We start from the raw sequence: 25277 nt of genomic DNA on the forward strand, positions 1-25277 counted from the left end.
TTCTGTAGTTGTTATTATTGATGTATAAGCAGTTGTGGGCTCACGGTAAAAGAAGCTTCCGTTTTTTCTTGTACTTCTTCTAAGGTGGCGCCATCCACCAGTTCTATTAATACCATTCCACTTGAAGTGAATTCAAAAACAGCCAAATCCGTAATTAAACAATGCACAACATTCTTACCTGTTAAAGGAAGGGTACATATTTGTTTTACTTTTGATTCGCCATGCTTATTGACGTGCTCCATAACCACGACTACTTTTTTTGCACCGTTCACAAGATCCATCGCGCCGCCCATTCCTTTTACCATCTTCCCTGGAATCATCCAGTTGGCAAGATCGCCAGTTTCAGAAACCTCCATACCGCCAAGGATAGCTAAATCAATATGACCGCCGCGAATCATGGCAAATGATTCTGCGCTATCAAAAAAGGCAGCACCGGGCACAGCTGTTACAGTTTCCTTTCCTGCATTAATTAAATCTGGATCTACCTCAGCGGGGGTAGGGTAAGGACCGATCCCTAGCAGCCCGTTTTCAGATTGAAGCAACACGTTGATGGAAGGGGGAATTTCATTAGCAAGCAGAGTAGGTATGCCAATGCCTAAATTCACATTCATACCATCTTTTATTTCTAATACAGCCCGTTGAATAATTTTTTGTCTTACGTCCATGAAAAATCTCCTTTCTCCACTTGTACTGTCTTACGTTCAATCCGTATTTCATATCCGTTGCCTTGTAAGAGCCTTTGTACAAAAATGCTAGGTGTATGAATCTGATCCGGTTGGAGTTCACCTGGTTCTACAATTTCTTCGACTTCAGCTATCGTTACCTTTCCGGCCATAGCAGCCAGAGGATTGAAATTGCGTGCTGTTTTTCGGTATACCAAATTCCCGAGAGTGTCTGCTTTCCATGCTTTTACAAGAGCAAAATCAGCTGTAATGCCTCTTTCAAGGATATACGTCTTTCCATCAAATTCTTTGTGTTCTTTACCTTCAGCAATTTTCGTGCCAACACCAGTTGCTGTATAGAAGCCAGGTATTCCAGCGCCACCCGCTCGGATACGTTCTGCTAAAGTGCCCTGAGGAACAAGTTCTACCTCTAGCTCACCACTTAAAAATTGCTGTTCAAAGATCTTGTTTTCCCCAACATAAGAGGAAATCATTTTCTTGATTTGTTTATTTGCTAACAATAGGCCAAGTCCCCAATCATCCACGCCACAATTATTACTGATAATGGTTAAGTCTTTTACACCTTTATCTCGAAGCGCGAGGATTGATTTTTCTGGAATGCCGGATAGGCCGAAGCCCCCTACAATAATGGTTGCACCATCTTGTATCTCTAGAATGGCTGATACAAAGCTTTCATTGATTTTACTCATTTTAGAAGTCTCCCTTTCAAATGAAGGTTACTAGCATAATAGAAACTAGTAACCTTCCAAAAGATTTATACAATGCCTGTTAAAGAATAAAGCGCAATGATGAAGAAAACGGCAATTGTTTTAATGATTGTTACAGCAAATATATCTTTGTAAGCTTGGCGATGCGTTAAACCTGTAACGGCAAGGAGAGTAATGACTGCACCATTGTGAGGCAGTGTATCCATGCCGCCAGATGCCATAGCGACAACGCGATGCATCACTTCAGGCGGAATATTGGCCGCTTCAATCATCTGATTATATTTATCTGCCATGGCACTTAAAGCAATCCCCATGCCGCCAGATGCTGAGCCAGTGATACCGGCAAGTGTGGAGGTTGTTACCGCACCATTTACGAGCGGATTCGTGAAGGTATGAGAAATCCCACCACTAATAGCTGAGAATCCTGGAAGAGCAGCTATAATTCCACCAAATCCGTACTCTGCACCAGTATTCATGGTCGCGAGTAAAGAACCGCTGATACTTGCATTTAAGCCTTCTTTAAAGTTTACTTTTACTCGATTCCAGTCATATAGAATGGTGGCAAAGATCCCAACAACAAGCGCCATTTCTACAGCCCAGATAGCCGCAACTGCTGACGTATCAACTACACCAAATGAATCTAGTCCGATTTTTGAAAAGTCGAAGCCGTTTGGATACCATTTCGGAATATAAGTGACGAAAATTTTATTCATTACACCGACAAGGATCAGAGGTACAAAGGCAAAGATTTGCCGGAGTACAGATTGATTTGCCGTAAATTTGATAGCAGGCTCTTCCTTCATCGTTTCAAGAGTAGCAGCCGTTTCTGTTTCGAAGCCATAATAGCCTTCTCCAGCTTTGGCTGCTTTTTTCCTGCGGGATTCTAAATAAAGCAATCCAAAAATTAATACAAATAGTCCGCCAAGAATTCCTAACGTAGGTGCAGCATAAATATCCGTTTTAAAGAAAGAAATCGGAATAACATTTTGGATTTGCGGGGTACCAGGAATGGCATCCATCGTGAAAGAAAATGCTCCCAATGCGATGGTCCCCGGAATAAGGCGTTTCGGAATATTTGCTTCTCTAAACAGCTGTGCTGCAAATGGATAAACAGCAAAAACAACTACAAATAAGCTAACGCCGCTATATGTTAAAATAGCTCCTAATAAAACGATGGTAAGAATCGCTCTTTTGGCACCGATTAATTTAACAATCGTTTTGGCAATGGATTCTGCAAGGCCAGACATTTCCACAACCTTGCCGAAAATAGCTCCAAGTAAGAAGACAGGAAAATAAGATTTTATAAAACCGACCATTTTCTCCATGAAAACGCCAGAGAAGAAAGGTAATACATAGCTAGGCTCTGTTAATAAAACAGCAAAAAGTGCACAAATAGGCGCGAATAAAATAACTGAAAATCCACGGTAAGCAACAAACATTAATAAACCAAGCGCCAACAGTATGACAATTAAATCCATGAAAATCCCCCTTATTATTATTTGTAAGAAAGCGTTTGCAAAAAAATACATCCTCCTTTTTTGAAAAATCCCCTTCAGCTTAATTTAATTGCAAGAATCATGCCAAAAACATCTGTTTAAGCAAATCCCTTAATTACTGAGAATTCTACGGTGTAATTTGCAAATTAATTCTAAATTTCCGGATTATCGGATTTTTCATTTTAGAAGCGTTCCGTAAAAGTGGAATTTTCCGATATTACGGAATGATAACTGCTATTAGAAATAATGAAATTCTTTCCAATGCAATACTTCAGACGGTTTAGCTTTTTTGGAAAGTGCTATAATAATGACGAAAAGTTAAATCATTTCTAAGGGAGGAATCGAAATGGCAGATCGTTTTAAAGGAAAAACAGTTATTGTAACTGGTGGAGCAAGTGGTATCGGGGAAGCTACGGTAGTAGAGTTCGCGAAAGAAGGAGCGAATGTTGTGATTTCCGACATGTCTGATAAAGGACAAGCACTTTCGGATCAATTAAATCAAGATGGATACCAAACTATGTTTATGAAAACAAACGTAACAGAAGAGGAAGAAGTACAACGTTTAGTCGAAGAGACTGTGAGTAAATATGGAAGCTTAGATGTCCTTTTTGCCAATGCAGGAATTGGCGCAGCAACGCTTGTTCATGAAATGAACTATGCTGATTGGAAGAAGGTAATCGATGTCAACCTTAATGGGGTTTTCCTTTGCAATAAATACGCCCTTGCGCAAATGTTAAAACAAGAAACAGGCGGCGCCATTGTTAATAATGATTCCATCCATGGATTTGTAGGGAAGCCAGGAGTCAGTGCATATGCAGCTTCAAAAGGCGGCGTAAAATTGCTTACACAAACGGCAACCTCTGAATATGCAGCAAAAGGCATTCGCATTAATAATGTAAACCCAGGTTATATCGACACTCCATTGCTTGCTGGCATGCCAGAAGAAGCAAAACAAGAATTGATTGACCTCCATCCAATCGGCCGTTTGGGCAGACCGGAAGAAGTTGCAAAAGCTGTTCTCTTCTTAGCAAGTGATGATGCATCCTTTATCTCAGGAGCAAGCTTGCTGGTTGATGGTGGATATACTGCAGTTTAATAATTTAAAGATAGCTTAAATCCCTTTTCTACTGGAGAAGGGATTTTTTCTGCCGTTGTGGGTGGAATAACTTACCACCTATTTGCGATGATTTACAACCGCGGAGAACTCGTTTACCACCGTCGCGGGGCCATTTACAACCGCTCTACAAATGTTTATCGCTGAAACCTTACATAAGTCTTAAATGCATGTCGTTCATAAATAAAATATCCACAAAAATTGGTGAGCTTTTCACATTTTTCATTCACTGTTCTGTTTTAAAAAGTAAGAAGCGGGTAATCAAAGGTATTTGGTTCAGCTGAATGATATATTTTTTTTCGGGAAGAGTAAAGAATGCAGAATCACGATTCAGTATACTAGTGTATTGAAGGTATATTATATATAATACTTTTTATACTTAAAAATGATAATATCTATATTTGCTTAGAATTATGGATTAATAAAAGCAGGAAATCTGGTTTTGCATCAAATAAGTATAGTTTGTTTGAGAGGAGAATAATCATGTCAGAAAATTATCAAGGTCTTGTCGAACGACAACGGGCTTTTTTCCGTACAGGAAAAACAAAGGATGTCGAGTTTCGCGTAGAGACATTAAATAAACTTGTAGACGCAATGAAGAAGTATGAAAATGAAATACTTGCAGCTTTGCGTAAGGACTTGAATAAGTCAGAAAAAGAGGGTTATCGTACTGAAATTGGATTCGTTTTACACGAAATCAAATATATCTTAGATAATGTGCATACGTGGGCTAAGCCGAAAGAAGCACAAACGCCAGAGGTTTTTGGTAATGCTTCGAGTATGCTGTACCCAGAGCCTTATGGTTTGGCTTTAATTATTGCGCCTTGGAACTATCCATTCCAATTAGCGGTTGCGCCATTAATCGGTGCGATTTGCGCCGGCAACTGTGCTGTGCTGAAACCATCAGAATTCACGCCTGCTACTTCAGGAGTGCTTGCAAAAATGGTGCAAGAAAATTTCCCAGAAGAATACATTGCGGTTGTAGAAGGTGAAGCAGAAACAAGTACAGCTCTATTAAAAGAAAAATTCGATTATATCTTCTTTACCGGAAGTACGGGTGTTGGGAAGATTATCATGTCAGCAGCTGCAAAACATTTAACACCTGTCACACTGGAATTAGGCGGAAAGAGCCCTTGTATTGTCCATGAGGATGCAGATCTCGATACTGCAGCTCAGCGCATTACTAAAGGGAAATTCTCTAATGCCGGTCAAACCTGCGTAGCACCAGACTACTTGCTAATTCACAAGAGTGTGAAAGATGAATTCCTTGAGAAGATGAAAGTACAAATTAAGGAGATGTTTGGAGAAGATGTATCCAAAAATCCTGACTTCACACACATTATTAATGATCGACATTTCAACCGCCTGTCCGCTTTCCTAGACAATGGGACACGAGTAGTAGGAGGCGATACAGAGGAAGACAGCCTATTTATCGCGCCTACTGTATTAGACGACATCAAGTGGGAAGATCCGGTCATGCAAGATGAAATTTTTGGACCGATTCTTCCAGTCATCGAGTACGATGATTTAACAGAGGTAATCCACAAAATCGTAGAGAGACCAAAACCTCTTGCACTATACCTATTCACAGAAGACGAAGAAGTAGAAAACACTGTTCTAGGAAATATCTCATTTGGTGGCGGCTGTATCAATGACACCATCTCCCATTTAGCTACACCTTACCTGCCATTCGGGGGCGTAGGTGAGAGTGGTATGGGATCTTATCATGGACAAGGTAGCTTTGATACCTTTACACACTATAAATCCATTTTGAAGTTAAATCGAGCTAAATAATGGTTTTAAAAGCACTAACCTTTGGGTTGGTGCTTTTTTTCATTTTTTATAAATACTTGTCCTCTTTTTCGAAGTTTAGTCTATGTAGTGAATGAAAGGGAGGTGAGCAACATGGCAACGAAAACATTTGAAAAAGGTACACTTCGCATTAAATTCTCTACTGGCGTGAATACGCAAGGACAAATGATCGAAAAAACAAAAGCATTTCAAAATGTAGCGCGAGATGCACAATTAGAAAACTTGGCAGCTGTAGGTACAGCACTTGCAAGTCTTTTCGAACACGAATGGATTGGCACAGGGATCCTAATGCAAGAAAGCATTCAACAATAATATGAAAAGGAGGAAAATGAATGTCAAAAGTATTGCAGCTTCAATTCCAAATCTCGAAGGGAACAGGCTATTCAATGAGTATTGATGCGCCAAAAGAAGGGCTATCATCCAAAGAGGTGTATGATGTGATGAACACCATCATTGAAAAAGGCGTGTTTGAGATAAAAGGGGAACGCTTAGCGGAAATAGATAGTGCCCGTTATGTTGAGCGGACTGTAACTGAATTAGAAGCATAAATAGCAGAGCTGTTCCATCTATCAAATATAGATGGAACAGCTTTTTTGAATATAAGAATATCTATTTTAGAAATTTTAGAAATGTGTATACAATTGATATTTCCCTTTGATATAATTTTATTATAGAAAGTATTTCCGTATTACGGAAACATTTGTATTTTTGTAAGCGTTCACAAAGGGGGAAATAATTTTGGACAAGTTTATGAATCTTATTGGAGGTATTACTGATTTTATATGGGGACTTCCGATGATGCTTTTGCTATTAGGTGGGGGGCTGTATCTTACTTTTAAATTAGGTTTCTTTCAGTTTCGTTATATGCCTCATATTATCAGTCAAACCTTCGGGAAAATTCTTAGCAAATCTGATGCATCTGAGGGAACATTAACACCATTTCAAGCGGCTACATCTGCGTTAGCTTCAACTGTAGGTGCGGCAAATATTATTGGTGTGCCTGTAGCGATTGCATTCGGGGGACCAGGGGCAATATTTTGGATGTGGGTTGTCTCATTAATAGGAATGGCTGCTAAATATTCTGAAGTTGTGCTAGGAGTAAAATATCGGGAGAAAAATGAAGAAGGGGAATGGGTTGGGGGACCCATGTATTATATTGAGAAAGGTTTGGGATGGAAGCCGGTAGCCTCATTCTTCGCTTTTGCTTTAATGCTCGAAATTGTAGCAAGCACAATGGTGCAATCCAATTCACTTTCCACAACCATTTCTGGTGCGTTTCATATTTCGCCTATCATTACGGGCTTACTAGTTATGGTGTTAATTGGCATTATTGTTTTTGGTGGGATTTCAAGAATCGGTAAAATTACAGAGAAGTTTGTTCCTTTTATGGTGGGCATTTATATAATTGGATCTTTAATTGTAGTCTTTGCCAATGTATCTGCTATACCTTCAATATTCGCTTTAATTTTTGAACATGCTTTCACACCGATAGCTGCTGCAGGTGGATTTGGTGGAGCTGGTATTGCAGCTGCCATTCGATGGGGACTTGCAAGAGGAACCTACTCAAATGAAGCCGGAATGGGAACAGCACCTATTGCACATGCAACCGCTAAAACTGATCATCCTGCAAAACAAGGGTTCTGGGGTGTTTTTGAAGTAATCGTTGATACCATCATCATTTGTACAATGACGGCTATCGTTGTTCTTTGTACAGGGCAATGGGAGAAAGTTCCTTCTGAACAGGCTTCAAACATGGTGACGATGGCGTGGGGACAAGTTTTCGGTGACCAGTTAGCTGGCATTATCATGAGCATTGCACTCTTTTGTTTTGTGTTATCGACTGTGGTGGTTATCATCTATTACGGAGAGAAACAAGCGGAATATTTATTTGGTACATTCTTTTCAAAAGTAATGCGTTTTGTATATGTTGGAGCCATATTTGTCGGTGCAATTGGCGGATTAAAGTTTGTCTGGCAATTCCTCGATATTCTTTTAGCTCTTGTTATTTTGCCGAACATTATCGCCCTGTTATTCTTAGGCGGTGAGGTGAAAGAGATTACAAAAGATTACTTTACACGTATCTATAAAAAGAAAAACTACATGGAGGAAGTCCAGCTTTCACAGCCAGAACAGTCATTAGAAAAGGCGGAATAGTCGTTAAAGTCTGTCGATTGTTGTTTTCCTATTCAGGGGAATAGTATAATAGATTCAATAACTATTTTTTTAAGAATAGGAGAATACCATGATTCAATCGATTGACCGTGCCATGTCAATTATTCATATTTTAAGATCAGATCCGCATCGAAATGAATGGTCCATTTCTGAGCTATCAAAACGCACAGAGTTGCCAATCAGTACAATGCATCGTTTATTAAACTCCTTAATTGATCATGGTCTTGTTATACAAAATCCTAACACAAAGCATTATAAAATAGGCCTTCTTTGGATGGAAGTTGGTTTACAAGTGCTTGAAAGTATTGATTATAGAAATGTAGCTCGTCCGATTATGGAAGACCTGGCACTGGACGTAAAAGAAAGTATTTACTTAAACATTCAAGATGGGAATTTCGGGATGACAATTGAAATAGTGGACAGTCCCTTAAAGGTTCGAATCGCTGAAACTTTGGGTATTCGCAGTCCATTGAATGTCGGGGCACCCAACAAGGCCATCTTGTCCTTTTTGAAGGAAGAAGAAAGAGCAGATATTATAAAAAAGCTAGGTTTGACAGATGAAGAAACCATTCAATTAAAGGAAACGATAGAAGAAGTACGCCGGAATAGGTATACGATGAGTAATTCGGAGCGTACGGAAGGCACTATATCTATTGCAGCGCCCATTTTTGGATACGGCAATAAGGTTTTAGCTGCAGTAAGCATTAATGGCCCTGATTTTCGTATAACAGAGGAGAGTCTTCCACAGCTAGTAGAAAAAGTAAAAGTGGCTGCGGAGCAAATCTCAAATCGTATAGGAAGATTTTATTGATGGGAATCCCTTGAGTTAATCAAGGGATTTTTTTAGTGAAAAAAATAATGACAAACTTATTTGAATATTATATATTATGAATATAAATAAAATAGAAAGCGTTTCCATAATGCAGAAAACATTGGAGGGATGGGTATGTATCAACAATTAAAAGAAATGACTTTGCCTGAACAAGTTGAATTTTTGACAAGACAGCTTGTCGGGATAGATAGCGTGAACGGAACATCTGGAGAGGGAGCTATCGCTGATTCTCTCAAGGAGATTCTTCAAAGTTTTCCTTACTTTATTCAAAACCCTAATCAAGTTTGGGAGAAAAAAGTCCCGAACGATCCTTACCGTAAAAATATTTTTGCCTTGGTAAAAGGGAAGGGAAGCTCTACGAATACAGTTATTTTCCATTCGCATATTGATACAGTGGGCATTGAGGATTTTGGACATTTGAAACAGGATGCCTTTAACCCTGACCAAATCGAACAGTTTTTCAAAACATATGAACTGGATAAAGATGTCCAAATGGATGCAAATTCTGGCGATTGGATGTTTGGAAGAGGATCTGTCGATATGAAGAGTGGAGCTGCTGTCCATTTAGCCAATGTTCTTTATTTTTCTGAACATGCTGAAGAACTGGCCGGGAACATTCTTCTTATGTTCAATCCTGATGAGGAATCCCAGCATAAAGGAATCATCTCAGCTATTCCAGAGTTGAAGCGTTTAAAAGAAGAGCATGGGCTGGAATTTATCTCAGCTATTAATGATGATTTCATTACGCCTCTCTATGAAAATGATCCGCACCGCTATATTTATACGGGTGCTGCTGGTAAAATTCTTCCGAGCTTTTATATTTACGGACGCGAGGCACATGTAGGAGATACGCTATCAGGTGTGGACCCCAACTTTGTAGCAGCAGAACTGACACGCCGAATCCATAATAATCTGGAGCTGGCTGAAAATATTGAAGGGGAAATGACACTCCCCCCAACATGTTTACAACAAAGAGATACAAAGAAGTTTTATTCAGTACAGACTGCAACAAGCAGTTACCTATATTTTAACTACTTCTTATTTGAGCTTTCTGCAAAAGAAGTGATGGATAAGTTGATTGCGATTGCTACAGATGCATGTGTAGACGTAGAAGCTCATTTATCTAAGCAATACGAAGAATTCTTGAAACGAACTGGATTGCCTGGTAAAAAGCTGTCGTGGCATTTAGAAGTGACGAGCTTAGCTGACTTTATGAAGGAATTAGTGGCACAAGGCATTCCTGCTTATGAAGTGGCCAAAAAAGTGCAGCGAGAAAACAAAGAGATGGAGGCCAGGGAGCTTTGCTTTAAAATCGTTGAGGAATTACAGAACTGGGATCCGTATAAAAAACCAAGAGTCATCATTTTCTTTGCACCTCCTTATTTGCCGCACAACTATTTGAACCAATCCAATGAACGGGATGCAGAGATTCTAAAATCGGTAAAAGAAACGTTAGTAGAAATGGAACAGGTAACGGGCGAAACATTTGCCTTAAAAAAATTCTTCCCGTATTTAGCAGATGGCAGTTTCCTATCCTTGCATGAAAGTGATGAGGAGCTTAGCTCATTAATCAATAATTTCCCTGAATGGGATTCTATTTACCCTGTGCCAGTTAACGAGATTCGCGGATTAAATATACCGTCTATTAACGTTGGGGTATACGGAAAAGATGGCCATAAATGGACAGAGCGAGTGTATAAACCATATACATTCCATGTTTTACCGATAGTGATTCGCACTATGGCACTGAATTTATTAAAAAAAAAATTATCAGCGCCTGATTTGTCAGAAAGACAGTATGAGGAACCAATTGGAATCTAAGAGTTCCGGATTCGATCGGTATTGTGGTGGCTCTAGGAAATGATAAGAATGTGATTAAAGGAGCTTAAATAAATAAAGTGCAGACTCCACGTTTAAAAGGAGTCTGCACTTTATTTTTTGCTATAAAAGCCCGCTTCTCGTTTTACAAAACATAAAAAATTAAGAAAGTGAAGAATCTCGATAACTTGGTAAGATTTCACGATTTTCCGCTAATATTTTTCTGTTTTGGGCTATGGTTTCTTCTATAGAAATTAAAATTTCATTTTCGTCAGTTTTTTGAGACTTTTGTTCTTCATTTGGATTAAGATCTGATGACTTATACATTTCGTTATCCATTGTTTCTACTCCCCAACGCAAGCTTAATTTTTTTAATTATTATAAACCATTTTTAATGAATTTAAATGTTAAATTTAGTTAACTAATATTACAGTTTTAAGAAGCAAGAGGACAAAATGGAATAGGATTTTTAAAGTATGTTATACAATCAGAAAATTAAAAGAGAATGAGCAAAATATAGGCATATATACGACTGTAGTCTCTAGATTGGTGAAGATGGAAGCGAAAAATCATTTCCTAGTAATTTGCGATTACCGAACATAGTTATTAAATACATTTACAAGAATCAAAGATGTTTTAACCCTAAATTTACCTCTCAAATCCTTCAAACTACTAAATTTTTTAGCAGCCAAATAACCATTCATGGCATAAAACACCCAATTCATGTAAAGTGACTGTATTTACTCAATATTTTGCCGATATAACGAATGAGATAAGGATTGTGTTAGGGGGGGCTTCGAGATGAAAATACAGGTAGAACATAAAGTGAATTTTATTCACGCGAATGTAACCGTGATGAAAAATCAGGAGATGCAACAACAAAAGCAAGAGCAACCAAAAGACTCTATTTCAATTGGTGTACAGGCTCGTCAATTGTTTGGTAGCCATAACAAAAAAAGCTCCCTTATTGAGAGCTTAATGAAACAACGTGAAAATATTTTAGAGCAGAAAAACAAGCTAACTGAACGAGCACTTGATAAAGGAAATGATCTATCTAGTTTGAAAGAACAAATGAAAGCCTTAGAAAAGCAAATCTCTGATATTGATGCACAGATTGCTCAAGAGCAAAAAGGGAAGCTGGAAAATAAAACCCCAGAGTCCAAAGAGTCAGCACCCAAAACTACAGAGGAGTCTATTTTTTCTAAAGCAGACTCATTAGAGCAAACTAAAACACTGTCACGAATGGGACGTACGCTTTCTCGTGAAAAGGTTTCACTAGAAAGTGAAATGAAGATTGATGCAAAACGCGGTGTACATAGTGAATATAAATCTAATCGACTAGAAAAATTGAAGGAACAAATGACCACTGTACAAGGATCTCTTGCAGAGAGTGTTAAACAAACTACTGCTACAACCGAAAATGTTACCAATAACGAAACTGAAAATGAGGATGAATTAAACGTACAGGAGCAGATCAGTCTAAATGCTGCTGATTAGGTTAGAGCTTCCTTATAAAAAATAGCTGTCTTATCTATTTGGATAAGGCAGTTTTTTTATTTTTCTTAACGAATAGATAATGAAAAAACCCAATTGTTACTGAGGTCTTAAAGACCGAATCAGTACAATTGGGCAACTATATCTAATCAAATTTAGCTTGAAAACAAATAGGATCTTTTACTTCAGTTGATCATTCAACACACTATCTTCTAAAACAGAAAATTTATCTCCGTATACTTTTGTTAAATGGCTTTCTCCCCATAAACATAGTGAATTGAGGATGCCCTCTAAGCTTTGGCCATATTCACTGAGTTCGTATTCTACCTTTGGTGGTACCTGGTTGTAGACGATTCGGTTGATTACACCATCCTCTTCTAGTTCACGAAGCTGTTGGGTAAGCATCTTTTGTGTGATGTTTGGCATGAGCCGCTTTAATTCGCTTGTGCGTTTTTTGCCGTGAGTCAGATGGCAAAGAATCACACATTTCCACTTGCCTCCAATGACTTCTAATGTGGCTTCCACAGATATATTATATTTCTTCTTTTGCATCTTTTATTTATCCTCCTTATAGGTACTAAAAGGTTCCTATGATACTTTTATGTTTCTATAGAACTTTAAAGTGCGTACTTTTCTTTGTGATTGATATATACCATAATAACATTTGCCAGCCAATTGATACTATACTTTCTTTCGTAAATCTTATCCGAAAAGAAAGTTTCTATTTATATAAAAAATGAAGGAGGAGATATTATGGCTTTAGGCAAAAAACAAAGTACGTTAGCTTTGCTTGCATTAGCAGTGAGTGCTTTTGCGATTGGAACAACTGAATTCATTAGTGTCGGGTTACTGCCCCTTATTGCAAATGATTTAAGTATTCCGGTTACGACAGCAGGCTTAACGGTATCTTTATATGCCTTAGGGGCAACATTCGGTGCTCCTATATTAACATCTTTGACATCAGGAATGTCAAAGAAGACTTTATTGCTTTGGATTATGGTTGTCTTTATTATCGGGAATACACTTGCAGCTAGCTCTACAACGATTGGATTATTGCTAGTAGCACGCGTTATCGCCGCATTTTCACATGGGGTATTTATGTCAATCGGTTCGACTATTGCAGCCGATTTAGTACCGGAAAATAAAAGAGCTAGCGCGATTTCAATTATGTTTACCGGACTTACGGTAGCTACAGTAACGGGTGTACCATTTGGAACCTTTATTGGACAGCAGCTTGGATGGAGAGCAGCCTTTATTACCATTGTCATTATAGGGGTCATTGCTTTCATAGCAAATAGCATCCTGGTTCCATCTAATTTGAAAAAAGGAATCAAAACAAGCTTTAGCGATCAGCTTAAACTTGTAACAAACGGACGACTATTGCTTGTATTCATCATTACAGCTCTGGGATATGGCGGAACATTTGTGGTATTTACTTTCTTATCACCATTGCTTCAGGATATTACTGGTTTTAAAGAAGGAACAGTAGCTGTTATTTTGTTAGTTTACGGTATTGCGATTGCGATTGGAAACATGGTTGGTGGAAAGCTATCGAATAAAAATCCAATTCGCGCACTGTTCTATATGTTTATTATACAAGCCATCATCCTATTTGTTTTGAATTTTACAGCACCATATAAAGTTGCTGGATTAATCACAATTATTTTGATGGGGCTTTTAGCCTTTATGAATGTGCCGGGATTGCAAGTATATGTTGTTATGCTGGCAGAGCGCTTTGTTCCTAGTGCGGTGGATGTTGCTTCTGCGATAAATATTGCTGCATTTAATGCCGGTATTGCACTAGGCTCTTATGTAGGAGGCCTTGTGACTGACTCAATAGGACTTATCCATACACCATGGATTGGTGCAATCATGGTTGTCGTGGCAGCAGTATTAACAGGAATTAGTAAATCATTGGAACGAAAAGATCAAGAGAGTAAAATATAATCAAATTGTGGAGGTTTTACAAATGACAGCAAAAAATTTACAAGATACAACTACTTTGAATAATGGTGTGAAAATGCCTTGGCTAGGACTAGGCGTCTTTAAAGTGGAGGAAGGCCCAGAATTGGTAAATGCCGTAAAAACAGCTATTAAACATGGCTACCGCAGTATTGATACTGCAGCGATTTATGGAAACGAAGAAGGTGTGGGCAAAGGGATTCAAGAAGGGTTAAAAGAAGCGGGTATTTCAAGAGAAGACTTATTTGTCACTTCAAAGGTGTGGAATGAAGATTTAGGGTATGAATCAACTCTTGCTGCTTATGAAACAAGCTTGAAAAAACTAGGCTTAGACTATTTAGACCTATATTTGATTCATTGGCCAGTGGAAGGTAAATATAAGGATGCATGGAGAGCGTTAGAAACTCTTTATAAAGAAGGACGCGTAAAAGCAATCGGCGTAAGTAACTTCCAAGTTCATCATTTAGAAGATTTAATGAAGGATGCAGAAATTAAACCGGTGATCAATCAAGTAGAACTTCACCCACGATTAACTCAAAAAGAGTTGAAAGCATTCTGCCAAGACAACAACATTCAGCTTGAAGCATGGTCACCATTAATGCAAGGTCAGTTGTTAGATAATGAAGTACTAAAAGAAATTGCAGCGAAACATAATAAATCAGTTGCCCAAATCATCGTACGTTGGGACTTGCAAAATGGTGTAATGACCATTCCAAAATCAACAAAAGAACACCGTATTGTTGAAAATGTAGATTTATTTGATTTTGAATTAACACAAGAAGAATTGGAAGTAATCGATGGATTAAACCAAAACCATCGTGTAGGTCCAGATCCAGATAACTTTGATTTTTAATGAATAGACGGATTCAGAGTGCAGAGAGATACTTCTTTCTCTGCACTTTTTTAATTTCTAGAAGCTTTTCACATTTGTCTTAGTAAAGTAATGTGACCCCTATAGCATTCAAGCAATATATTCCATATAAATGCTATAATCGAAGAAAAATAACAAAGGGTGAATGGGCATGTGGACGGAAAATGTAAACATTCAAGGTCCGTATAATTTTGATTTGGTATTGAGTAGGCTGGCATTAGATCCTCTGCATGAGGTTGATTTGTCGGAACGTAGAATAAAAGTGCCCCTACGGTTACAGGGTGAGCCTATGGTGGTTACGGTTCAAGGGATTGGCACGGTAGATGAACCGGCATTTAGTATTCAAGGGGGAAAAGAAGAATTTAGAGAGGAAGCAGTTCGCCACGTGAGAAGGATTTTCCGTTGGAATGAATCTTTACACGAGATTGCTACACATTTTGCAGGCACTGACCTTCGTGATCTTTTTGAAGAGCATCGGGGAACGGCAATTGTGCTTGATTTTGATTATTTTAACTGCTTGGTTAAATGTATTATTCATCAGCAACTAAATCTTGCCTTTGCCCATACATTGACGGAACGGTTTGTACACACATTTGGTATGCAACTAGACGGCGTATGGTTTTATCCAACGCCAGAAGAAGTGGCGCTACTGACTGTAGAAGAACTGAGAGCACTCCAATTTAGTACGAGGAAAGCAGAATATGTTATTGGCCTTGCTAAAACAATTGCAGAGGGGCATTTAGATTTAGAGGCGCTTGCTCAACAGCCTGATGAAGAAATCATGAATACGCTTATAAAAATCCGAGGAATCGGCAGATGGACAGCTGAAAACTTTCTTTTGTTCGGCGTTGGTCGTCCTAATCATTTTCCTAAAGCTGATATCGGTATCCAGAACGCTATCAAAAAATGGTACAACCTCCCACAGAAGCCGACAATGGATGAGATGGAAAAGTACAGCAAGCCATGGTCTCCTTATTTAAGTTATGCCTCCCTTTATCTATGGCGGAGTATTGAGACATAGTTTTAATTTTAGATTGCTTTAGTAAACCATCTTGGATAATGCTGGTTATTATATTTTATAAGGTATATAAGTATTAGCATATTTAGGTAAAATTCTTGGTAAGGCGGAAATCCCTGTAGGATGAGCTGAAGAAGTAAGCCCGTGCAAATCTCCAACTGTGGGATAACTGACCTTGGAAAAAAATCTTTTTACTAAGATTGTTTCTATGAATTTGCTTTACAGGTGAATAAGAGGGAAATTGTATCGTGCTATTATTGGAAATGTGAATATTGCATAGAAGATGCATAAAGTAATCGCTCATTTTATCGGATCAAAGCATGTGTTTAATTATAAATTAAAAGTTGAGAGCGTGTATTGAACTATCATTTCAATACACGCTCTCTTTAGCCTTATTCTTATCATAGTTTGCTCATCTTAATTTGAATTGACAGAGGGTGCTGTAAACTCAAAAATATAATTATTTTACAGTTATTTTCCGCTTAACAATTGATTTATTACCTGCTTTATCAGTTACAGTATAAGTAAGTGTATAAATGCCTTTTTTCTTTGAATTTACTTTCCCAGAAATCTTAATTTTCTTCGTGATATTACCGTCTTTGTTATCAATTGCTGAAATGCCCTTAGTTGTACTGAAGGCTTGGCCACGCTTAATGATTTTGTTGGAAATGCCCTTAAAGACAGGTTTTTGGATATCAGAATTTATTAATGTTTTTAATGTATAACGTCCAACATAATCTTCATTTTGAATACGGACATAGTAAGTTCCTGGACTTAAGATGCTCGAAAATTTTGTTGATGTATTTAGGTTAACGTGTGTATTTTCATTAATATGATTAAAATAGTAATCCTTTGTCCTTGGGTATATGTACCAGTTAAAACCGTTTTGGTGATCTGTATTAGAAATCGTTAACGTAACTCGGCTTCTTTTGCTTAATTCAATTTGATAATAATCTATATCGTCATCATAAGAAGAAGAAACTTCGTTTACTATTGTATTATTTTCTAATAAAAAAGGATTAGATGAAGAGCCCATCCCTCTTAAATCTGTTAAGTGATATAGTTTTTTATTCATTTGTAATGTATAGCTTCCTTGAGAAACATTGTTGGATATTTCGATATAGTAGGTTCCTGGTTTTAATACCAGTTTTGTTTTTGTTGAAGAAGCTACGTTAATGTGTGTATCATTATTAATATTTTGAAAATTATAATCATTAGCGGAATAAATAGACCACTTAAAACCATTTATACTATCAATATTATTAAAAGTGAAGTCAATAGCAGTTGTTTCTGTTAGCTCTATTCGATAATAATCTCTTTCCTCGTCCATATAGCCATTTACTTTTGTATTGCCTTCAACCAGTTGTGCTGTTGCTTCTTCATGGTTGTTTTCTAATTCATTTACAACATTTATGGATGTTGCAGAAGCAGTAGTAGCTGCAATCAAAGCAGTTACTGCAAAAAATAGTGCGCTTAAAAATTTCTTCATGCTAATTCTCCTTACTTTGTTTTATTTAATGAATTGTTTTGAGATGAGTAGAGAGGTATTGGTGGTTTAGAGAACTCTAATCTATGATAAAAGTAATACTATTATAGTAATAAAAAAAAGTTGATGCATCAGTAAATAGGATTAATATGGAATTAATATTTAATAACTATTTGTCTTTCAAAAGGTAATTGTGAGCGGAAATCAAAGGGTGTGCAAATTGTTTAAAGGATATCAATTATTGTTGTAGGTAAAATAGCATATTTCTAAAAGTGGAGGAAAGTAAAATGGAAGAGAACGTATTTGAACAAATGGCGAAAAGGTACGACACGGTAGATAGGATGCAATTAGCTAAGGTGATTTCAAAGCAAGTCAGGAAGGAATTGCAAGATTGCTCATCTCAATCATTAGTAGATTACGGAAGTGGAACGGGACTGGTCAGTCTGGAGATAGCTGATTTGGTTGATTCTGTTTTATTGATTGATTCATCAAAGCAAATGCTAGAAGTAGCTAAAGCAAAAATTAATCAAAAGAGAATTACAAATGCCAAGGTACTTTATTCGGATTTTACAGTGGAAACACCAGCGTTGAAAACCGACATTGTTTTCATGTCTTTAGTGCTCCTTCATGTGCCAGATACGAAAAAAATACTGCAAGAGTTGTTCAGTATATTAAATCCTGGCGGCAAACTAATCATTGTCGATTTTGATGAAAATAAAAAAATCTACCATCCGAAAGTTCATAACGGTTTCGCTCATGAAGAATTAAAGACCACTCTCGCTGAAGCAGGATTTACATCAACAGAAATGAAGACATTCTATCATGGAGAACGAATTTTTATGAACCAAGATGCATCAATGTTTATAGCCAGCTGCGTAAAATGATCCCGCTCTTTAATTTAATCACAAGAAATATCAAAATGATGAAATAAAGTCCTCCTATAATGGAATAGAGGAGTGAGATAGATGAATGAACAGATACAACATATGATTGATTGGATAGAAGCTACGTTAAAAAATGATTTTTCATTAGAAGAGCTTTCTAGCTATATGGGCTATTCTCCATATTATTGTTCCTTTAAATTTCATCAGGCAACAGGTATAACGATTAGACGATATGTTCTTCTGAGAAAGCTATATTTATCTACCGATGATTTGAAAAATAATAGGAGAATAATTGATATCGCTGTTGATTATGGTTATTCTTCGCAAGAAGCATATAGCAGAGCTTTTAAAAGCGTTTTTGGCCTGAATCCAAGAGAGTTTCAGCTTAATGAGATGCCTGTTCAATCATTTATTAAACTTACTCTAGAAAAAGAAGGGGAGTGGGATGGAATGATTATTTCAACAAAAGAGGTTGAAAAATTAAAAAGGCAGTCAAGCAAGCTATTTGATAGAGATGTACTAAATGTATTAAACGGTCAATTTATGTATGAACAATTTAAAGAGAATAAACTAATGGGTGATTCTGATTACGTTCCATTTAATGAAGCCATGTGCGTAAATGCAGCAACTAGCCAAGTGTTCGATGAAGAGTTTGTGAAAACTCGTGCTCAGGGACACAATGATTCAGTAGAAAATTATTTTAAAAAAGTTATCGAGCCATTAGATAACCTGTTTACTAAACAGTATAAATGTATTGTTTTATGGTTTGGAGAAGATTTGTTTTGTCAAATGAACCTACTTACAATGCTTGCTTATCTGGAGCAGTCCAACTATAAGGGAGAAATATTCCTATATAGTTTTAGAGAAGATGAGTTTAAAGTGAATGTAACTGAACTTAAATTGGGTACTTATTCTGCTATTTATAAAGAAGTGCTAGTAAAACATCAAAGACCAAAGAATGACGTGTTTTCAGTAATGTATCAGGCCATAGAAATTTATTTAGATATGCTTAAAGAAGACAATGCTGTAGTGAAATATATAGCAAAAAATAAAGATGTACCTACTATGGAATTAGTGAATAGATTGTTTACTCGTTTCCCAACCATAGGGTATGGAGATACACAATATATAGAGCTCATTCATAAAAATAGATAATTATATCACCCGTATTTTAGTAAGCCTAATCTCTATTTATATAATAGAGAATTAGGCTTTTTATTTTAAAATTATTTTATTGAAGAGAGTTCAGAAGCTTTGAAAGTTGAGGAAAATACCTCTCTATTAATGCTGATATTTTAAGGTTTTTTAACTAGTTTTCCCAATTTACCAAACTAGCAAGCTGTGATAAGATTTAGAAAATTACAAAAAATAAATCTTAGGAGGAATAATCTATGAAAAAAGGTACATCTATCGCTCTTGCTCTTAGTTTAACTGTTGGTGCCGTACTACCGTTTTCGTCAACTGCCCACGCTACAAATTCTCAAAATGTGTTAGCAGCAAAAATCAAGGAATCTGGTAATGAGAAAAACGTAACCAAGAAAAAAGGACAAGCCGTTCCTACCTTCATTCATGGGAAACTTTCAAACAAACCGCATAAAGACAAAGAAGCGGTTAAACAATTCCTTAAAGATAATAAAGAAACCTATCCATTTGATGTAGAGAAAGATTTAACATTATTGGATGTAACGAAGGACGAAATCGGAAGTAAACACTTTGACTTTGTACAATCTGTTCAAGGTATTCCGGTTGATGGTTCTGCACTAAAAGTTCACACAGATGAGAAGGGCTATGTAACTGCTGTCAATGGTGACGTATTCGTTGAAGCGGGAGATTACTTTAAAGGTAAGGGTAAACTGAAAACAAACCTTACGAAAAAAGAAGCAATCAACAATGCTTGGAAATCTATCGATCTGACAAAAGATGAAACACTAGTTGACTTTGAAGTTGGACCAAAAGGAGAAAAACAAAGTGGCACCAACGAGGAAGGAAAACAGGTGATTTATAAAAAAGGAGATAATTTCTATAATGCATACAAAGTTAATCTCCAATTTATTAATCCTTATCCAGCGAACTGGGTTGTTTATGTAGACGCGGAAACTGGTAGTGTCATCGATTCCTATAATGCAGTAACAGAAGGGACAGGCGTAGGAGTTCTTGGAGATACGAAGAAATTGAATACCTATTATTCAAGCGGCACTTACTATTTATATGATACAACTAAGGCAATGACAGGCGTGATTGAAACTAGAACTGCTAAAAATTTATCCAGCCTGCCAGGAAGCTACTCTGTCGATCCTGATGACAACTTTAATGCTACAAATCAACGTGCCGATGTAGATGCACACTACTATGCAGGCGTTGTTTACGATTATTATAAAAATACTTTCAATCGTAATAGTTTTGATAATAAAGGCGCAACGATAACTTCTACTGTACACTATGGAAGAAATTATAATAATGCTTTCTGGAACGGTTCACAAATGGTATACGGTGATGGAGATGGAACTACCTTTACATCATTATCAGGATCTCTTGATGTTGTAGGACATGAGATTACCCATGCCGTGACAGAAAGAACCGCCGGTTTAGAGTATCAAGGACAATCAGGTGCACTTAACGAATCAATTTCTGATACCTTTGCGATGTTTATGGATAAAAAGAATTTCTTAATAGGTGAAGATGTGTACACACCTAAAATTGCAGGTGATGCATTAAGAAGTTTGTCCAATCCAACTCAATATGGCCAGCCGGATAATATGAGCGGCTATGTCAACACTACATCAGATAATGGCGGTGTCCACACAAACAGTGGTATTCCAAACAAAGCAGCTTATAATACAATCCAAAGCATTGGATACGATGCAGCTCAAAAAATCTACTATCGCGCGCTAACCGTTTATCTTTCACCAAAAAGTAATTTTAGCGCAGCACGTGCAGCTATGTTAGCATCAGCAGCTGATTTATACGGCACAGGAAGCACACAGTACAATGGAGTGGCATCCGCGTGGACAAAAGTTGGCGTCAACTAGGAATATTAATAATTAATTCATAGTATACCGGTTTGTTTTAGGCCCTCCAACCTATTGTTCTAATTTAATGGAATAATTAAACTATTAATAAGGAATAGTGGGAGGAGGGATTAGACAAATTGATCGGTGAACGAATCCGTTACTTTCGAAAACTGAAAAACATTACGCAAAAAGATCTAGCAGATGGAATATGTGCAATTTCCTATCTTTCAAAAATCGAAAATGGTGTAGCCACGGCGAGTGAGGAAGTCATCAACATGTTATGTGAAAGGCTGGGACTTGACTCGGAGGAAGCAGTGAATGAATTTGATGGGGGATTACTGAGGGTTTTTACTCAGTTTAAAGGGAATGTAAAAAACAGAAACTTTTCAGAAGCTGAAAAGCTCATTCCAGAGTTAAATGGTCTAATTCAAGAAAGTCAATCGCAAGAGATTCGTATACAGTACGATATTTACTTATTTGGATTATATGTTTTTACAGGACAAGTCAAACAGTCTACCATTCAGTATCAAAAAATCCATCAAACATCGATTGATCTGCTTTCCCAGTGGCCACAAATATTTTTTGATTATTATTACTACTTAAGTTTGTATCTGTGTAGGAAAGAGGAATTTCATAAAGCCATGAAATGCAATGAAAAGCTAATAGGCTTAATGAAGCTTATTGAAATTTCAGAGATTGAAAAAGGTAGAATCTACTTTAACCAAGCTTGGTTATACACACATCATCGCTTGTATTTTCAATCCATTCAGGTTGCTAGAAATGCTATCGAATCCTTTGAAGCAGAATTTGATATTGAAAATTTACTTGATTCATTAATTTTAATAGGTGTTAATCAACGCCGAATTCAAGATTATTATGAATCTGAAAAGTTTTTAAAAAGAGCCTTGCAGCTTTCTGAGAAATTACAAAAAACGCATACAATTGCTATCACGCAACATAATCTAGGTTATCTTTATTCAGATATGGGTCGTTCTCTAGAAGCTATTGATCAGCTACAGTCTGCCTTCCAGTCTGCACAATTATCGGGTAATGAATTATTATGTTTAATTTATTTGCTATCGAAAGAATATATGAAACTGGAACAGTTTGGAGCAGCAATGGAATGGTGTGATAAGGGACTGTCTTTATTAGATACTTTTCCTTATAGAGAATACCATTTTCACTTTCATCTTCAATATATGGAGATTAGAAATCTGGAAAATGAGCAATATGAAGAAACACTTCGGGAGGCGATCGATTTCTTTGAAAAAGAACAGTTAAACCAGTACGTTGTGGAATATGCAGAAAAGCTAGCAAACTATTACTTCCAAAATACTAAGTACAAAAAAGCGAGCGAGCTTTATCGTTTAGCAAATAAAGCTCGTCACAATTAGGAGGAAAACAAAATGAAAAGAAAACAATTATTAGTATTCACATTAATTTTAACAGGTGCTTTAAGTCTATATGTAGGTCTAGAATTTCCAGACCATGATATTATCCCTGGTATAAAATATTAAGAAGTTGATTGAAAATTTATCTGAACAAAATACCCCCCTTTAAAATAGAATAAGAGTGGTTCCTCCTACAAAAAGGGGAACCACTCTTTTTATTTTCACTATAACTCAATTAAAAGACAAATAATAAGCAATGCTTATAAAAGTCGGATAGGTGAAAATTGAAATAAGCGTTATGATGTATTCTCTTCTATTTTTATCATATTTCCATTCAATAAAAGCTCGAATTAAAACAAAAGAAATTAATAAGATCATGGCGAGTGGGAATTTATAGTTACTAAAAACTAAAACAAATAGGAAAATTAAAATCATGGAGATTTCAATTTTTTTGTGTGTAGAATTGACAAAGCGGTAATCCTTATCTTTTGGGATTTTTAAGCTTTTTCTTAGTAGTAAATCTAAAGCCCAAACAATAATACAAAAGACAGAAAAAATAATTATAAATTTTAGCAATATAATACACTCCAACCTTTTTTATACTATTATACTTATTGATTTTTGAATATTCAATAAGATAAGAAGAGTCTACAAATTCATTCTAAGAGTTGATAAAAATTTAAATGCATAGAGGAAAAAAGTTAGGAAGGTTTACCGCTGTTCTTAGATGATTTCCAGCCGTTCTCGAGCGTTTTACTACCGTTCTCTCTCCATTTACAACCGCTGAGCGGAAGTTTACTCCCGAAAGAAAGCAATTTAAGTCATAAGCTACCCAAATGTTTTGCGGCCTAGGATTCAGGGGGGAAGAAATTGTGCTATAGACTTAGTAAGAAACAGAATGTTTATAGATAGCTGCCGCGATTTCATTGGTAAGCTGATCAAATTTGGAATCAAAGAGTTCATTATCTGTTTTATTAGTGATAAAGCCAACTTCAATAAGAATCGCTTGTGAGTAGGTTTCCCGTAGAACGTGGAAGTCAGCCTGTTTCACACCCCTATCTTTAAATCCAAGGTTCACCATTGCTTGTTGTATTGAGGTAGCGAGAGCTTTAGCTTTTTTGTTGTTAGTAAGATAAACAAAGGTTTCTGCTCCCGAGGCACTAGAACTTTTTGCTGCGTTGCGGTGAAACGAGATAAAGTAGTCATATTTTTTCTTGTGTTCAAGATTGCTGCGAGCGAGCAAAGAAATCATGACATCACGATTTCGCGTTTCATCGATAGTTAGACCTTTTTCTCGCAATATGGCTGCAATGGCTTTTCCGAGTTTCAATACATCGTCTGATTCCTTTCTTTTACCTGCAGTAGCTCCGGGGTCTCTGCCTCCATGGCCATAATCAAATAGTAGTAACATAATATATTCCTCCATAACTTTTTATTATTTCATCTAGTACATAGAGAAGAATGATGAAAAAGGGACATTTAATTATTTTTTATAGCTTAGAGGAATACGATATTGTTGTACCGTATATTTATAGAAAGGAGGGGACGCATATGGAATTAAGACAATTAAGAACTAATGACGCTGAGGACTATTTTTCTCTAAGGCTTGAAGCTCTCCAACAAAGCCCAGATGCTTTTGCCACAACCTACGAAGAAGAAAAAAACCAAACAGCAGAGAAATATAAAGAGCGATTTACTGATCCCGTGAACTCATTTACTTTGGGTGCTTTTGAAGAGAACGAGCTAGTGGGAGTGGTCACCTTATTTAGAGAGCCATTAATAAAGCTGAATCACAGAGCAACGATTGTAGCGATGTACATTAAACCTGAAAAGCGAGGAAGTGGATTAGGAAAGACTTTAATCTATGAAGCAATTGAAAAAGCGAAAAGTTTAGAAGGCGTTGAGCAAATATATTTAAGCGTTGTATCAACTAATATCCCTGCCATAAAGTTGTACACCACCTGTGGCTTTTCGATATACGCAAAAGAGCAAAGGGCATTAAAGGTTGATAATACATATTATGATGAAGAACATATGGTTTTGTATTTATAAGGGGAAATCTGAATGGGAAAATTAAAGATTGGTTTTTCAGTTATAGTCATTATTTTATTAGTGTGGACAGGGATACATTATATGAATACCTTTAAAACAAAATCCTTAGCGAATGATATCTTAACTGATGTTAATTTTGATAAAGTGGATGTTAGCTTAATTAACATCAGTGATAAGGAAGCCAAAATAATAGATTTTGATCAAGCTGATTCAACAAAATTTATACAAGTTTTGAGGGAAGTTGAAGTAAAACGTATTAGAACTTCAAAGTGGTTGGGAGACGATTATATAGTCCTTATTGGCGGCAGTGGTGGATCATTTCAATTATATCTCTCAAAACAGGGTACTTTTGTGATTGATGCAGAATCTGATGAACCTTATACCTTTCTTGATAAAGAAGCATTTAATGATTTGTTAGTTTTGATAAAAAAGCAACTATCTTAATTTTGGAAGTTGCTTTTTAGTTTGTTCTGT

The 25277-nt window shown here is 36.7% G+C and carries 25 protein-coding genes; 17 read left to right on the forward strand and 8 right to left on the reverse strand.

Going from position 1 to position 25277, the window contains the following annotated elements; genetic code table 11:
• Positions 1-14: 14 nt before the first annotated feature.
• The 3 genes from M2M59_RS02195 to M2M59_RS02205 form a co-directional block, all read right to left on the reverse strand.
• On the reverse strand, positions 15-665 hold the full coding sequence (locus M2M59_RS02195) for a 3-oxoacid CoA-transferase subunit B (protein ID WP_147195264.1): 651 nt from the start codon (positions 663-665) through the stop codon (positions 15-17).
• Entirely contained in the window at positions 656-1372 is a 717-nt protein-coding gene (locus M2M59_RS02200) for a CoA transferase subunit A (RefSeq protein WP_249775337.1), read from the reverse strand. Before M2M59_RS02200 ends, M2M59_RS02195 begins: the two co-directional genes overlap by 10 nt.
• Positions 1373-1437: 65 nt before the next feature.
• The gene (locus M2M59_RS02205; protein WP_147195261.1) at positions 1438-2868 is read right to left on the reverse strand and encodes a GntP family permease; all 1431 of its coding nucleotides are present in this window, start codon (positions 2866-2868) and stop codon (positions 1438-1440) included.
• 364 nt (positions 2869-3232) lie between these two features.
• Here M2M59_RS02205 and M2M59_RS02210 point away from each other — a divergent pair, with 364 nt between their 5' ends.
• The 7 genes from M2M59_RS02210 (at position 3233) to M2M59_RS02240 (ending at position 10637) form a co-directional block, all read left to right on the forward strand.
• Positions 3233-3982, forward strand: coding sequence for an SDR family NAD(P)-dependent oxidoreductase (locus M2M59_RS02210; protein WP_249775338.1), 750 nt, complete (start codon positions 3233-3235; stop codon positions 3980-3982).
• A 501-nt stretch (positions 3983-4483) separates the two neighbouring features.
• Complete coding sequence (locus M2M59_RS02215) at positions 4484-5794, forward strand: aldehyde dehydrogenase (RefSeq protein ID WP_249775339.1); 1311 nt, start codon at positions 4484-4486, stop codon at positions 5792-5794.
• A gap of 111 nt (positions 5795-5905) precedes the next feature.
• Positions 5906-6124, forward strand: coding sequence for a DUF1659 domain-containing protein (locus M2M59_RS02220; RefSeq protein WP_147195256.1), 219 nt, complete (start codon positions 5906-5908; stop codon positions 6122-6124).
• A 20-nt stretch (positions 6125-6144) separates the two neighbouring features.
• Positions 6145-6360 (forward strand): DUF2922 domain-containing protein, encoded by a 216-nt coding sequence (locus M2M59_RS02225; protein ID WP_249775340.1) that lies wholly within the window; start codon positions 6145-6147, stop codon positions 6358-6360.
• A 190-nt stretch (positions 6361-6550) separates the two neighbouring features.
• Complete coding sequence (locus M2M59_RS02230; protein WP_249775341.1) at positions 6551-7966, forward strand: alanine/glycine:cation symporter family protein; 1416 nt, start codon at positions 6551-6553, stop codon at positions 7964-7966.
• 88 nt (positions 7967-8054) lie between these two features.
• The gene (locus M2M59_RS02235; RefSeq protein WP_249775342.1) at positions 8055-8795 is read left to right on the forward strand and encodes an IclR family transcriptional regulator; all 741 of its coding nucleotides are present in this window, start codon (positions 8055-8057) and stop codon (positions 8793-8795) included.
• A gap of 135 nt (positions 8796-8930) precedes the next feature.
• Positions 8931-10637: a M20/M25/M40 family metallo-hydrolase gene (locus M2M59_RS02240; protein ID WP_249775343.1), complete on the forward strand. Its 1707-nt coding sequence runs from the start codon at positions 8931-8933 to the stop codon at positions 10635-10637.
• Positions 10638-10796: 159 nt separating this feature from the next.
• Here the strand turns inward: M2M59_RS02240 and M2M59_RS02245 are convergent, their stop codons facing one another.
• The gene (locus M2M59_RS02245) at positions 10797-10973 is read right to left on the reverse strand and encodes a hypothetical protein (protein WP_184117525.1); all 177 of its coding nucleotides are present in this window, start codon (positions 10971-10973) and stop codon (positions 10797-10799) included.
• A 462-nt stretch (positions 10974-11435) separates the two neighbouring features.
• On the opposite strand from M2M59_RS02245, the gene M2M59_RS02250 reads away from it, so the two are divergent.
• Positions 11436-12131 (forward strand): coiled-coil domain-containing protein, encoded by a 696-nt coding sequence (locus M2M59_RS02250; RefSeq protein WP_249775344.1) that lies wholly within the window; start codon positions 11436-11438, stop codon positions 12129-12131.
• 177 nt (positions 12132-12308) lie between these two features.
• On the opposite strand, the gene M2M59_RS02255 is transcribed toward M2M59_RS02250, so the two are convergent.
• The gene (locus M2M59_RS02255) at positions 12309-12680 is read right to left on the reverse strand and encodes a winged helix-turn-helix transcriptional regulator (RefSeq protein WP_147195695.1); all 372 of its coding nucleotides are present in this window, start codon (positions 12678-12680) and stop codon (positions 12309-12311) included.
• A gap of 201 nt (positions 12681-12881) precedes the next feature.
• Between M2M59_RS02255 and M2M59_RS02260 the strand changes: the two genes are divergently transcribed.
• The 3 genes from M2M59_RS02260 to M2M59_RS02270 all read left to right on the forward strand — a co-directional run bounded on the left by M2M59_RS02260 (position 12882) and on the right by M2M59_RS02270 (position 15982).
• Positions 12882-14075, forward strand: a complete 1194-nt coding sequence (locus M2M59_RS02260) for an MFS transporter (protein ID WP_249775345.1) — start codon at positions 12882-12884, stop codon at positions 14073-14075.
• 22 nt (positions 14076-14097) lie between these two features.
• Positions 14098-14943 (forward strand): aldo/keto reductase, encoded by an 846-nt coding sequence (locus M2M59_RS02265; RefSeq protein ID WP_147195246.1) that lies wholly within the window; start codon positions 14098-14100, stop codon positions 14941-14943.
• Positions 14944-15112: 169 nt separating this feature from the next.
• Positions 15113-15982 carry a DNA-3-methyladenine glycosylase family protein gene (locus M2M59_RS02270; protein ID WP_249775346.1) on the forward strand — a complete coding sequence of 290 codons (870 nt, stop codon included), beginning with the start codon at positions 15113-15115 and terminating at the stop codon, positions 15980-15982.
• A gap of 457 nt (positions 15983-16439) precedes the next feature.
• On the opposite strand, the gene M2M59_RS02275 is transcribed toward M2M59_RS02270, so the two are convergent.
• A complete protein-coding gene (locus M2M59_RS02275) occupies positions 16440-17468 on the reverse strand; it encodes a DUF5011 domain-containing protein (protein ID WP_249775347.1) in 1029 nt (342 codons plus the stop codon).
• Between the two features lie 284 nt (positions 17469-17752).
• Between M2M59_RS02275 and M2M59_RS02280 the strand changes: the two genes are divergently transcribed.
• The 4 genes from M2M59_RS02280 to M2M59_RS02295 all read left to right on the forward strand — a co-directional run bounded on the left by M2M59_RS02280 (position 17753) and on the right by M2M59_RS02295 (position 22754).
• Positions 17753-18349: a class I SAM-dependent methyltransferase gene (locus M2M59_RS02280; RefSeq protein WP_249775348.1), complete on the forward strand. Its 597-nt coding sequence runs from the start codon at positions 17753-17755 to the stop codon at positions 18347-18349.
• An 81-nt stretch (positions 18350-18430) separates the two neighbouring features.
• On the forward strand, positions 18431-19504 hold the full coding sequence (locus M2M59_RS02285; RefSeq protein WP_249775349.1) for a helix-turn-helix domain-containing protein: 1074 nt from the start codon (positions 18431-18433) through the stop codon (positions 19502-19504).
• Positions 19505-19740: 236 nt separating this feature from the next.
• On the forward strand, positions 19741-21378 hold the full coding sequence (locus M2M59_RS02290) for a M4 family metallopeptidase (protein WP_249775350.1): 1638 nt from the start codon (positions 19741-19743) through the stop codon (positions 21376-21378).
• A 119-nt stretch (positions 21379-21497) separates the two neighbouring features.
• Entirely contained in the window at positions 21498-22754 is a 1257-nt protein-coding gene (locus M2M59_RS02295) for a helix-turn-helix domain-containing protein (RefSeq protein ID WP_249775351.1), read from the forward strand.
• A gap of 228 nt (positions 22755-22982) precedes the next feature.
• On the opposite strand, the gene M2M59_RS02300 is transcribed toward M2M59_RS02295, so the two are convergent.
• Positions 22983-23327: a DUF4181 domain-containing protein gene (locus tag M2M59_RS02300; protein ID WP_184117524.1), complete on the reverse strand. Its 345-nt coding sequence runs from the start codon at positions 23325-23327 to the stop codon at positions 22983-22985.
• A gap of 307 nt (positions 23328-23634) precedes the next feature.
• A complete protein-coding gene (locus M2M59_RS02305; protein ID WP_249775352.1) occupies positions 23635-24162 on the reverse strand; it encodes an N-acetylmuramoyl-L-alanine amidase family protein in 528 nt (175 codons plus the stop codon).
• Between the two features lie 140 nt (positions 24163-24302).
• Between M2M59_RS02305 and M2M59_RS02310 the strand changes: the two genes are divergently transcribed.
• Positions 24303-24803, forward strand: coding sequence for a GNAT family N-acetyltransferase (locus M2M59_RS02310; protein WP_249775353.1), 501 nt, complete (start codon positions 24303-24305; stop codon positions 24801-24803).
• Positions 24804-24815: 12 nt separating this feature from the next.
• The gene (locus M2M59_RS02315; RefSeq protein ID WP_249775354.1) at positions 24816-25247 is read left to right on the forward strand and encodes a hypothetical protein; all 432 of its coding nucleotides are present in this window, start codon (positions 24816-24818) and stop codon (positions 25245-25247) included.
• The last annotated feature ends 30 nt before the right edge of the window (positions 25248-25277 follow it).

Source organism: Rummeliibacillus sp. G93 (genome assembly GCF_023515935.1).
Classification (GTDB): Bacteria; Bacillota; Bacilli; order Bacillales_A; family Planococcaceae; genus Rummeliibacillus; species Rummeliibacillus stabekisii.